General features: G+C 56.0%; 10 protein-coding genes. 9 read left to right on the plus strand and 1 reads right to left on the minus strand.

Translation table 11 applies throughout. The features are described from left to right. The first annotated feature begins 316 nt into the window (after window positions 1–316). The 6 genes from ACY692_RS02700 to ACY692_RS02725 all read left to right on the plus strand — a co-directional run bounded on the left by ACY692_RS02700 (window position 317) and on the right by ACY692_RS02725 (window position 7,909). Window positions 317–1,624: a PAS domain-containing protein gene (locus tag ACY692_RS02700; RefSeq protein WP_462323791.1), complete on the plus strand. Its 1,308-nt coding sequence runs from the start codon at window positions 317–319 to the stop codon at window positions 1,622–1,624. Window positions 1,625–1,915: 291 nt separating this feature from the next. Next, a complete protein-coding gene (locus ACY692_RS02705; RefSeq protein ID WP_462323792.1) occupies window positions 1,916–2,635 on the plus strand; it encodes a FadR/GntR family transcriptional regulator in 720 nt (239 codons plus the stop codon). After that, window positions 2,632–2,889, plus strand: a complete 258-nt coding sequence (locus ACY692_RS02710; RefSeq protein WP_462323793.1) for a hypothetical protein — start codon at window positions 2,632–2,634, stop codon at window positions 2,887–2,889. The genes ACY692_RS02705 and ACY692_RS02710 overlap by 4 nt, the downstream gene beginning before the upstream one ends. A gap of 308 nt (window positions 2,890–3,197) precedes the next feature. After that, entirely contained in the window at window positions 3,198–4,616 is a 1,419-nt protein-coding gene (locus tag ACY692_RS02715) for a hypothetical protein (RefSeq protein ID WP_462323794.1), read from the plus strand. Window positions 4,617–4,638: 22 nt separating this feature from the next. Beyond that, the gene (locus ACY692_RS02720; protein ID WP_462323795.1) at window positions 4,639–5,796 is read left to right on the plus strand and encodes an MBL fold metallo-hydrolase; all 1,158 of its coding nucleotides are present in this window, start codon (window positions 4,639–4,641) and stop codon (window positions 5,794–5,796) included. 289 nt (window positions 5,797–6,085) lie between these two features. Continuing rightward, on the plus strand, window positions 6,086–7,909 hold the full coding sequence (locus ACY692_RS02725; protein WP_462323796.1) for a CobW family GTP-binding protein: 1,824 nt from the start codon (window positions 6,086–6,088) through the stop codon (window positions 7,907–7,909). Window positions 7,910–8,220: 311 nt separating this feature from the next. Here ACY692_RS02725 and ACY692_RS02730 read toward each other — a convergent pair whose 3' ends face one another. Then, window positions 8,221–9,069 carry a C-GCAxxG-C-C family protein gene (locus tag ACY692_RS02730; RefSeq protein ID WP_462323797.1) on the minus strand — a complete coding sequence of 283 codons (849 nt, stop codon included), beginning with the start codon at window positions 9,067–9,069 and terminating at the stop codon, window positions 8,221–8,223. Window positions 9,070–9,599: 530 nt separating this feature from the next. Here ACY692_RS02730 and ACY692_RS02735 point away from each other — a divergent pair. From ACY692_RS02735 to ACY692_RS02745, 3 genes are all read left to right on the plus strand, one after another. Further along, on the plus strand, window positions 9,600–10,175 hold the full coding sequence (locus ACY692_RS02735) for a flavin reductase family protein (RefSeq protein ID WP_462323798.1): 576 nt from the start codon (window positions 9,600–9,602) through the stop codon (window positions 10,173–10,175). A 271-nt stretch (window positions 10,176–10,446) separates the two neighbouring features. Then, entirely contained in the window at window positions 10,447–10,575 is a 129-nt protein-coding gene (locus tag ACY692_RS02740; protein WP_462323799.1) for a hypothetical protein, read from the plus strand. A gap of 10 nt (window positions 10,576–10,585) precedes the next feature. Then, window positions 10,586–11,842, plus strand: a complete 1,257-nt coding sequence (locus ACY692_RS02745; protein WP_462323800.1) for a NupC/NupG family nucleoside CNT transporter — start codon at window positions 10,586–10,588, stop codon at window positions 11,840–11,842. Window positions 11,843–11,893: the final 51 nt, after the last annotated feature.

The raw sequence follows: 11,893 nt of genomic DNA on the forward strand, positions 1-11,893 counted from the left end.
GGATGTACGTTCAAGGCAACCAAACCGTAGGGGGACCCCTTGCGGGTACCCCTACGGATCGTCGCTTGGGTCAGAGGTTCGATGAAAACCCAGCATTCCAAACTGGTTTTGGTTTAGAACCCGAAATTTTCCGCTCGGCTCCCGTAATCCCATCTTCGGGCAAGGGCAAGCATAGCACCTTGCCGTATGTGCAGACATAGATTGACGTGCTGGGGGCACAGAGTTATTTGCTCCTATTAGGTCAGCCATGCCCTCTTGCTTGACACCGGCTCTTCCCGAAACAGACCCTTGACTAGCCACGGAACCTTTCCCTTCCATGAACGAACACGACCCGAACAACTTTCCCACCGGCCTGGCCACGGCGGATATGTCCGTTGAAGACCTCCTGAGTTTTGTCAACGACTTCCCAGCCCTGCTCTGGAGGATCGAGATCGCCAAATCCCGTATCGAGTTTTTGAACAACAACTACATCATCTCCAAAGGGCTGGACGGCAAGTTGCTGCTCAAGAATATCCGCTACCGGCAGGATGTCGTTGTCCCCGAGGACGAGTACCTGATCACCTCGTTCATGGAATCGGTCAAACAGGGCAAGACCGCGGCCACGGTCTTCCGGGTCCGTACCGAAGACCACCGAACCCTGTGGCTCAAATTGACCGGGGCGACCAATACCTGGGATCCCCGCTACTATTACGGTTTTCTGCTGAACATCACCGACACCGTGGAAATGATCAAGAGCATCGTGGACAAGGACATCAACCTGCAGCTTTTAGTCGACGATGCCGACAAGCCGACCCTGCTCCTGGACGTTGAGACCCGCTCGGTCCTCCACGCCAACATTGCCGCGTGCGATCTGTTCGGCACGAGCAAGGAAGACCTGGAAAAAATGGGCCTGGATGAACTCTACCGTGAATCCATGCGCACTGCCGTGTCGACCATGCTCGACCAGATCCCCCTGGACAGAAAATGGTCGGGAAAACTCGATTTCTACCAACAGAGCAAACGCCGGATCTTCACTGCCGAGACCATAGTACGCTATCTGGTCTACGGCAACCGCTCCCTGCTGCGCATCTCCTTCATCAATCCCCAGCTCATGTCCCCCCCGCGCCGGCACCCCGTGCTCTCCAGTGACCGCTCACTGCGCCATGATCTCACGACATGCCTGGAGCAGGGTCCCAGGGACATCGGGACCATCCTGGATACGGCCCTTTTCTCCCCTCTGGTCGCCGGACGGTTCGATGCGGTCATGTTTTCCGACGTGCATGTCAAAAAGAACAAGGTCTACGTCTATGCCGCCGGAACCCCACCATTGGAACTCGAGCAGGGGGCCCAATTCGCTTACAAGGGAACCATTGCCGAGGATATCAACCACTTCAGTCTCGGGCACCTGACCGTGGACGACACCCAGGAGAGCATCAAACCGATTGATTGGGCCCTGTTCGTCCCCCAGGGCATCCGCTCCTATTTTGCCCGCCCCTTCCACAGCCGCAAGGCCCTGCGCACCGTCCTCATCCTCTGTTCCCGGACTCCCGGGACCTTCACCGGCTCCACATCCGAAGATTTCGACGACCTCTTCATCCCCCTGAACGGGGCCATCAAGGCCTGGCGCAGATCCCTCAGGGATTGAGCCCCGCACCGCCGGACGGCTCCGTTTCCTGCTCCATTCCTTGGCCCCGTCCTATTTCCCGAGGGGCCGGCATATGCATGCGTGGGAAGTTTTTCACATATTCTTCCCTCCCCCCTTCCCCATATTTCAAACGACATAATCCCATTTTGGTTCTACCAAAATGGGATTTGGATTACTATTTTTGTTTTTTTGGTGTAATTTTGTCGTTGTCTTCGTTTTTTTATTGCATCAAGATATGATTTAGCAATATTGGTTTACCAAAACAAGGAAAACATACTTCCAAGGTGCTGCGTGGAAAATCGGGAAATTCTTCTCAAAGAACTCGAGCTTGTGGTCCTCGAGAACAATCTCAAAACCGGTGACCGATTGCCTGCCGAACGGGATCTGGCCGAACGGATGCGTATAAGCCGGAACACACTCAGGGGGCTGCTACGCTCACTCGAAGCCCAGGGGTTGGTGACCATCAAACCCGGGAGCGGGACCTATCTGCGCACCAGGCTGGCCGGAACCCTCTCCGGGCAATCTACAACCCCCCACCAGACAGTGGCCGAGCAACTGGAGGCCGCGTTTCTCTTCCTGCCGATCATCGTGGAAAAGGGGATGCAGACCATTACCCAGGCCCAGATCAAGGAACTCCAGATATGCAACATCACCCTGAGCCAGGGCATGTACGCACACAACCATGAACGGGTATGGGCGGAGATCACCCGTTTTTTCCGGATCATCGCCATGGCCACCTCCAATCCATTCCTGGTCAAACAGGTCGAACAGATGATGCACATCGATCCGGACCTGACCGACCATTTTTTCAACACGGACCGCAGGATCCGGGACGATGTCTTCGCCGGCCATGTGAACATCCTTCAGGCGTTGCGGGACAAAAACCTAACGGACATCGTCCGCGTCACCCAAGAACATATCTTGAACATCTGCAGAATCATGGAATGCCGGGAGGAGCTGTCCATTTGGGAAAATATCTCCACGGTCCTATGCACGGGGGAAATCTCATGAAGGGACACGATGCCGGTAGACGCGCCTTTTTCCGGGGCGGCCTGAAAAAGGCCATTCAGGGATTACACGGAATAGTTGAGGAATCCTTCCCAGAAGCCGAGCGCCCATCCACCCCCACGCAGGTATCGAACATCGTGGCGGATCTGTCACCAGAGCTGCTGGCCATGGAAGCCGAACGTCTGGGACTCGACCCCGCCGACAAGGACGCCATCGCCCGGGCCCTGGAAGCGGAAATGCAGGCCGCTGCGGGCTGAGACCAAAATCGGCTGGAGACAACGACAATGGGGGGGGCGCTCGGCAAAGCTCCTATCTGCCGGTTAACCAAGACAGCCTCGGATCCCCGGGATTGTGTGGCCATTGACAACCGGCGCGAGGTATCCAGGAAGGTAGCATACCCGGAAAACGAAGGGGTGTTCCGGAAGAGTATTTCCGGCAAAGGAAAAAAGGTCGAACGACTTTTTTGATATACATCTATGGATATGGACGGGACGTAACGTTTGGCCGCGACACGCCCCGCCCAGGGTAGCCAGACCACAAACCCCAACCCATGCAAGGAGGATTTATGGAGAGGTATGGCGAAAATTATCTTGAGGAAAGAAAACTTGTCAAGCGATGGGCCGGCCCTGCGCCCGCGCTGGTCAGTTTACTGCTGACCCTGGCGGTTTTCTACGGAACCTGGTGGATCTTCCAAGATCCCCGCGGGCTCATGCGCATGTACACCCCGTATGTCGGCTATATGTACTGCCGATGGTGGCTGATCATGCTCATCTGGATGGTGTACATCTTCAACTTCTGGCCATTCAAACGGACCTGGCTGAACAAGACCCACCCACTGATCAAGGGAGCGTTGCTCACGACCATTTCAGTGGTCATCATGCTCGTGCTGATCAAGGGATTTTTCGAAGGCATCTTAGGCAACTATGGCCTGGCCTATTTCAATCCGGATCAATTGGAAAAACTCGATGGGGTGACAAGCTTCTTTGCCGTGGAATACGCATCGCTGGCCATCCTGATGTTTGCGGCCATCGCCTCCTGGCTCTCACCGGCCTGGGTCGTGGCCATGGAAAACGCCCCCTGGCAGGGTCTCAAACAGCCGGCCAAGGGATTTTCCATCCTCATCGCAACCTTTTTCCTATCGACCATCGTCTATTTCGTGACCATGCACTCACACATGGGGATTCTCTACCACCCATGGCAGTACTTCACGTCCATCGCTCCCCCCTACTGGCAGGACTTCGCCAACACCGTGTCCGGCAACTTCCATGTTGCCTGGATCATGTGCTGTACCGTGGTCGTCTGGCTGGTGGAAACCATCTGGGAACGCTATCCCTTCAACCTGATCAAAAATGACTGGGCCCGTCGACTGACCGCCTTTTTCGGGATCATCGTCATCGCCCTGTGCATGCATTTCTTCCTGTACTTTGCCCAGGAACTCACCTGGGGTGAAGCCATCCGCGGAACCCGTCGCGCCTTTGCTCCGGACTGGCGTTGGCTACACGTGGGCGAGATGGCCATCTTCTTCCTGGTCCCGGCCCTGTTCCTGTCCTTCTACTGCGGCAACTGGCCCAAGAAATACAGCATGCCCATCAACGTGTTCATCAGGACGGCCATCTGCATCGCCGGTGCCGCCGGTCTGTACATCCTCTACTACCGGACGTCCCACCTCTTCCTGGGAACCCAGAAAGGGTTCTCCCACCCACAGCAGTTCCCCATGATCCCCATGATCTGGCTGATCAACATCTGGCTGGTCCACCACTGGTTCATGGACAACTGGCCGGCATGGAAGATGGTTCCCAAGACGGAAAAAGAAATCGCGGCCGACCACAAGGCCCATGCGGAACAGCTCGAGGCGGTCCGGTTCACCCCCAAATTCGGCGTTGGTCTGGGTACGGGTGTTGCCTGCGGGATCCTGTTCTATTTCGTGACCGTATGGGGACTGCCGGCTATCTACCAGGCCCTCAACATCATTCCGGCCAAATAACCGCAACAATAGAGGAGCAACTATGTCAAACGATATGAAGCGACGCGATTTCCTCAAGGGAGCGGCGACCGGTGTGGGAGTCGGTGTCCTTGGGGCCATGGGACTCTATTCCTATTCCCCTATACGCAAAAACCATTTTGCCAAGACCGAACGCAAGCTCGAGGACATCGGGGTCTGCAAATCCGTCAAGGTGACCAATATCTCGGAAACCAGCTGGTTCAATAACGGCGACCTCGTGGGCGACATCAAGGGCGCCGGCGGTCTCCTGGTCAACCAGTATGACTACAACTGGCCCCCCTTCGGCAACGGCAAGGGGCTGGGCAAGGGCACTTATGAAGAGGGTATCGCCAAGATCAAGCACCTTTTGCCCAACCGGGTGGATGAGGCCTGGGAGATCGCCAAGGCCAATGCCGTGAACCCGGAAAACGCCGGCGGCTACGCAGCCCTGCTGGAAGTGGAACAGATGGACGGCAAGAAACAAAAATTCCTTCTGGATACCGGCTGGTCCTATGAGTGGACCCACAAGTGCTTCAAGCGCGAGGGCATCGACAAGATGCTGGCCAACAAGGAGATCGAAGGACTGTTCATCTCCCATGAACACTTTGACCACTACTGGGGACTTCCGGTCACCCTGAAATACGATCCCGAAATCACCATCTACATCCCCGAGGGATTCTATCCCGAGGGCAAACAGTACATCAAGGACTCAGGCCACCGGGGCAAGGTCGTGGAGGTCAAAAACGGCCTGTGCAAGCATATTCCGGGCATGGCCAGCTACGTCTTTCCCGTACCCATCATCTGCCGGGTCTACGGGGAACAGTCCCTGTACTTCAACGTCAAGGACCAGGGACTGGTCTCGGTGACTGGCTGCTGCCACCAGGGAATCATCCGCTTTGCCGAGACCGCGTACAAGGAGATCGCCTACGAGAACGACCAGCTGTACGGGATCTACGGCGGCCTGCACATCTCCCCCTTTGACGACTGGGATCCCAAGTACGACGACCTGGTCATCTCCCTGGGCAATTACGGATTCAAGCGCATCGGTTGCAACCATTGCACCGGCGTGCTCTGCGCCAAGAAGTTCATCGACGCCGGGTACCCGGTCATCAAGGGGACGGCCAGGTTCCGTTCCCAGGACCGGGCCTACCTGGGCAACGGTGACACCATCCAGTTCGGCTAGTCCATCCATCCTCCAGCGGGCAGGGACTTCCGTTATACGGAAGTCCCTGCCCGCCCACATAGTTCCCGGTGCCGCATCCTGAAAAACATTGTCACCACTGGAACAACATTTTCCGCAATTCCCCTCTTCCACGACGGAAGAAGGGGGTCTTGAAGGACAAGGATATGGCAGAGCCCCCCACGGCACCCCCCAATCCGGGGAGGCCCGGACCAAGGACGGGACAACGGCATATTCCGATCCGCACACTGCACACCGAATCCCCCTGTGTTCCCCCCAACGAGCAATGACCATGACAACCGACCTCCACCATCTCATCCCGCCGAGTGCCTGCAAGGACACGGGACGCGGTTCGGCCGAACTCCTGCGTGCGGTGATGATCCGTTCCAATTTCACCCCGACTACCCGGCATCAACTGGGCTGGCGGGGCGTTCAGGAAATCGTCCAACCGGATCTTTCCCGTCTGGCCATGACCGCAAAAATCAGGGACATGGCCGGGGTCTACGGGATCGAACTCTTGGAAAAAGGGCAGAGCGGGGCCACCTTCTCCCTTTGCTATTTCCCAGACCCGGAAGAGCCCTTGCTCGAGTATTTTTCACTGCAGGCCGGTGTCCAGGCCGTCCGCGAGGACTTCCTGGCCAGGGTCCGTCAATTCTGCCTGGAAGACCCCCTGCCCGATCTTTTTGCCATCGGCAGGATACACATCCGCCTGGACCCCCAAACGATGGGACGAATGCTCTCCCTGGAATCTGCCCATCGAATACGGACCATTGCCCATGACGGGATCTTCGTCCCCACAGAACAGGGGGAACAATGCCTCGTCAGGCCCGGTGGAGAGGACCAGGACCTGCCCGCCCTAGAGACGGCCATGTCCTTTTTCAGGGTCCTGGCTTCATCCTTTGGCTACACCCAAAAAGCAGGGCCGGATTTCCTGTGCGAACACTACATGGCCGGATTCGAAACCATGTATGACCAGGACAAAAACGTGGTGGAAAAACCCTCCCGGGAGTGTCTGGTCACCCACCTGACTCTGGGATTCGGGACACCGGAGGAACCGATAGCAGACGTAAGCCACAACAATCCTTGTTCCTTGGTGTGGCACCAGCCAGCCCCCCTCCCGGAAAAATATGCTCATGAACCATGGTGGCAGGCGGCAAGCACGGACAATCCCGGCGCCCTGCATGCGAGCGACCAGGGCAATGGACCAAAGCCAAGACTGATCGTCCTCACCGGCTTCTTGGGATCGGGGAAAACCAGTTTTCTGGACAGATTCATTGAAGAACAGACAGGGGCCAACGCCTTTGTGGCCGTGGTCCAGAATGAGATCGGAGAAAAGGGACTGGATGGAAAAATCCTGGGGAACAATTATGCGGTCACCGAGATGGACGAGGGGTGTGTGTGCTGCACACTGGCAGGAAATCTCCGAGCGGCGGTGCAGGATATTCTGGACCGATTCGATCCCGACTTCATTGTTCTGGAAACCACGGGGTTGGCCAATCCGGCAAACCTGCTCCAGGAAGTGGACGATCTGGAAGACATCCTCACTTTCGCGTCCATCACAACGGTAGTGGATGCCGCAGGGGGACTCCTGTCCCTGCGGGATTTTGAAGTGGCCAGGAGCCAGATCCGTTTGGCCGATACCATCCTGCTCAACAAGTGTGACCTTGTGGGAGAAGAGTGCCTGTCAGAGCTGATGGATGGAATCATCGGCCTCAATCCCACGACTGCCGTACACAAGACAACCCACGGAAATATTCGAGCCACCCGCCTATACGGGATCAACCTGCATAAAATGACCCCACAGCTGACACGGGCCCATTTTCTTCCCAACGTGAACGGTACCCACCTGACGGACCATATCGGCACCAGACTTATGGAATTTTCCTCCCCCCTCCCAACAGGAACCCTGCTGGAATCCTTCCGGAAGATCCGTCCAGACCTTCTGCGGGCCAAAGGAGTCATCGAACTGGATGAAGAACCCGGTCCAGTGGTCTTCCAATACTCTCCGGGGGTGTACTCCATTGAACCCGCTCCCGACGATATCGGTCCGGATCGATTTCTGGTCTTTATCGGCCAGAACATCCAGGATATGGATCTTTCGGGACTGGAAAACTGAGTCCCCCGGCAACTGTTCCGTTGCCGGGATATTAGCGCAGCAACAACTCGAAATCCAACAACAATTCGAGTGTGGACCAACAAATTTTAGCAATAAATGGAGTCCAAAAATTGGAGATTTGCATGCTCACCGTTTATGGTTTCTTCAATCCAGAATCCTCGTTTTTGGAAAATACACCTGAATAATTACAATCCCCAACCTCCTTCTCCCCTTGCACAACAAGCGGGGCCGTTCCCGGACAGGAAACGGCCCCGCTTGTTGTATTTCTGGTCAGGGACAAAAACAGTGGCCGGTCAACGGCCAGGCATGGATCAATCAGGATGGGCCGGGCTGATCAATGCCACATCGCCCTCGATATGACAGCCGGCGCAATCCATTTTGCCCCGGGTCCAGTTGCCCTTTTCGAAATCCTTGCCCTTCTTGTGACAGGCTCGGCAGGTCTGAGTGGTCTGAGAGACATCGTACATGGGCGTAAATTTTCCGAGATGGTAGTCATTGAGCAACTCGACCGCCTTGGCCGCGACGTCGCCGCTGATCCGGGCACACCGCTCACTACGCTCGTGGGAGCCCGAGGCAAACCCGTGCTCCTTACACCATTTACTCACGTTGACATGGCATAGGGGCGATCCAGACACTGTTTGGGGAAGTATCGCATCACTCTTGTACGTATCTACCAAGAATTCATGACAACTGGCGTATTTGTTGCTGATATCACTTGGGAACGGCGTCTGGGTGAACCAAGCCATGAGTTCCCCGGTCAATTTTTTGTAGTCCTTGCAGGTCAGAGAGATGGCCGCGCAAGCCCCGTTCAACGCCCCGCATAGAGTACACCACCCGGCCACACCGGACTTTCCGTAGGCCATCAATTCTACCGGAAGATACGTGTACGGCGCTCCGACCTCCTTGCGCAATTCGGTGACCAACGCATAAAAGGCTCCCTGGGAACAGGAATTGATGTAGTACCCCTGGTGTCCTTTCTTGCGGACCGTTTCAACGTTCAGGGGCGTATAAGGCCAGGGCCACTTCGCCCCATCCGAAACCGCAGCCCGGGCCGGCTCGATAAACCCGTGGCCCACGGCACCGGCTGCAGCACCGACAAGCAACGCCCCTGTCCCTGACAAAAAATTCCTACGAGAAACCTGATCACCTTTTCCAGACATGCAAGTCCTCCTTGAGCTGAACGTTCACTCCAGATGTATATCACAAGTCCAAGACGGGTACGACCGAAATATGACGCACAATCTTCCCAATGATCCCCTTACAACCATTTAAAAAAAAGATACGATAGTTCTTCGAAGATGGATTGACACTATAATTAGCTGGCAACTATCTGAAATCCAAGCTTAAAAAAACATACAAACAGGTTTTACTTCGTTTGCGGAGATCTATACAAACCCCTCACTATTATGTCAATAAAGAACGAATAAAAAATGACTCTCTCACATCCCGCAGGATGTTCCGGTCCAATAGGACCCATGCCCAACCCATTGTTTTTTCTCGCCTCCCGGGGCTCGGAAAAACAGGCGGCTCGCGAATCGGCCCCACAAATCTACCCGAGATAATTGCTTTTATGGCTATTTTACCGGAAATTGCTACACATCCCGAATCAATTTTTTCCCTTGAAAACACGGGATAACCACAATAGCTTTACACCCTTGCACGCAACAAAAGATGGAACAAGGAGAATTCCATGAAGACATCGCTCGGTCCCAAAATATTGGCCCAACCCGCTCCCGTGTGGGCCATTGGCAGCTATGCCCCCGACGGCACTCCCAACGTCATGACCGCGGCCTGGTGCGGAGTCTGCTGCTCCAAGCCCCCCTGCCTGACCGTATCTATCCAACCACAGCGGCACAGCTTTGCAGGGATCATGGAGCGCGGGGCGTTCACCGTGAATATCGGGTCATCTGGACAGGCGGCCATTGTCGATTATTTTGGCATGGCATCGGGGAAGGATGCGAACAAATTTGAAAAAACCGGCATGACACCGGTCAAAGGCGAGATGGTCGATGCCCCGTATATCGCTGAATTTCCCCTGATCGTGGAATGCGCCGTGGTAGCTGTGCATGAACTCGGCGTGCATACCCAGTTCGTGGGTGAAATTATGGACATCAAGGCCGATCCAGCCGTGCTCGACGACAAGGGCATGCCGGATATGGCCAAAGTGGATCCCTTTGTCTTCGCCCCGGGCAGCAGGGCCTATTACGGAATCGGGGACTATCTGGGTCAGGGTTTCAATCTGGGAAAACGTTTTCTCAAGCCCTGATGCGGCAAACCCGGACGGTTGCAACAACGTCCATGCCCCAAGCGGGCAAGGAAACGGCTATGAATCCGTTTTTCATATCGTCGATAATCGGGGCCCTCAGGGGCCTCAAACGCACCTGTCCCAAATGCGGCCACCGTCAGATCGTGCCTGCGGACAAGAAATGCCGGACCGTTCGCTGTTCCCGGTGCGGCGCGGATATTCCTCCTTCTAAAAAACAAGCGTGCCCATAGCGCCCAAGGACATCCGCCCAACCCAAACAAGGAAAAATGCCATGGACTGGTTCAGTTTACCCGGTTTCTGGAAAGGCTTTCTGACCGGAGGCATCACGGTCCCGGTCGTCTTCATTCTCGTGGAATTGGTTGTTAAATACCTGGCCTACGGAAAAATCTTCTGGAAATGAGACCCGCTCCATGTTTCTGCACATACTGCACGGCCTTTTCGGCCTGACCATGCTCATGGCCATTGCCTGGGCCCTGAGCGAAAACAAGAAAATCGTTGACCTGCGGACCATTGCCGGCGGTTTGTGTCTGCAATTCGTCATCGCCCTGATGTTCATAAAAATCCCCTTGTTCAAGGGGATTTTTATTGGACTGAACAGGGCCACCGACGCCCTGAGCGGAGCCACCAGGGCCGGAACCAGCTTTGTGTTCGGCTATCTGGGCGGCGGCTCCCTGCCCTTTGCCGAAACCATCCCGGGCGGTTCCTTCATCCTGGCCACCCAGTCATTGCCGCTCATCCTCGTCATCAGCGCCCTGTCGGCCGTCCTCTTCTACTGGCGGATTCTCCCCTTCGTCGTGAGCCTGTTTTCCCGGGTCCTGCAACGGACTATGGGTATCGGCGGGGCCCTGGGCGTGGGCACGGCCGTCAACATTTTCGTGGGCATGGTCTCGGCCCCGCTCATCATCAAACCCTACCTGCAGGGCATGACCCGCAGTGAGCTCTTCGCCCTGATGACCTCGGGCATGGCCACCATCGCGGGCACGGTTCTGGTGTTGTACGCCACCTTCATCCAGAAAGTCATCCCCGACGCCATCGGTCATATCCTGACAGCCTCCATCATCAGCGTACCCGCATCCATCCTCATCGCCCGCCTCATGGTCCCGGAAACCGAGACCCGCTACAGCACCAGAAAAACCTGGGTACCCGACCAGACCGCAAAAAACACCATGGACGCCATTGCCTCGGGCACGGCCGAAGGGGTGCAGGTGTTCATCCAGGTCACGGCCATGCTCATCGTCCTGGTGGCCCTGGTTTCCCTGGCCAACGAAATCCTGTCCATCCTCCCAGTAATCCAGAGAGAACCCATAACCCTGGAACGCATCCTGGGAACCATCATGGCACCCGTGGTCTGGCTCATCGGCATCCCCTGGTCCGAAGCGGCAACGGCCGGACAACTCATGGGCGTCAAAATGGTCCTGAACGAACTCCTGGCCTACCTCAAACTGGCCGGACTTCCCCAGGGGGCCCTGTCCGAACGCAGCGCCATCATCATGACCTACGCCATGTGCGGCTTCGCCAACTTCGGCAGCCTGGGCATCATGGTGGGCGGCCTCGGGGCCATGATCCCGGAGCGGAGACGGGAAGTGGCCGAGCTGGGACTGCGATCCATTGTCTCGGGAACTCTGGCAACCTGTATGACAGGGGCTATGGTGGGGATGTTGATCTAGTACACCGTACGGTTTAAAGCTTCAGATACATACGTTTCAGCTTAAAGGATT

This window comes from Desulfoplanes sp. (genome assembly GCF_054921335.1).

Coding starts and splice junctions, on each gene's coding strand:
- ACY692_RS02700 (WP_462323791.1), top strand. CDS start 317: ATGAACGAACACGACCCGAACAACTTTCCCACCGGCCTGGCCACGGCG.
- ACY692_RS02710 (WP_462323793.1), top strand. CDS start 2,632: ATGAAGGGACACGATGCCGGTAGACGCGCCTTTTTCCGGGGCGGCCTG.
- ACY692_RS02715 (WP_462323794.1), top strand. CDS start 3,198: ATGGAGAGGTATGGCGAAAATTATCTTGAGGAAAGAAAACTTGTCAAG.
- ACY692_RS02720 (WP_462323795.1), top strand. CDS start 4,639: ATGTCAAACGATATGAAGCGACGCGATTTCCTCAAGGGAGCGGCGACC.
- ACY692_RS02725 (WP_462323796.1), top strand. CDS start 6,086: ATGACAACCGACCTCCACCATCTCATCCCGCCGAGTGCCTGCAAGGAC.
- ACY692_RS02730 (WP_462323797.1), bottom strand. CDS start 9,069: ATGTCTGGAAAAGGTGATCAGGTTTCTCGTAGGAATTTTTTGTCAGGG.
- ACY692_RS02735 (WP_462323798.1), top strand. CDS start 9,600: ATGAAGACATCGCTCGGTCCCAAAATATTGGCCCAACCCGCTCCCGTG.
- ACY692_RS02740 (WP_462323799.1), top strand. CDS start 10,447: ATGGACTGGTTCAGTTTACCCGGTTTCTGGAAAGGCTTTCTGACCGGA.
- ACY692_RS02745 (WP_462323800.1), top strand. CDS start 10,586: ATGTTTCTGCACATACTGCACGGCCTTTTCGGCCTGACCATGCTCATG.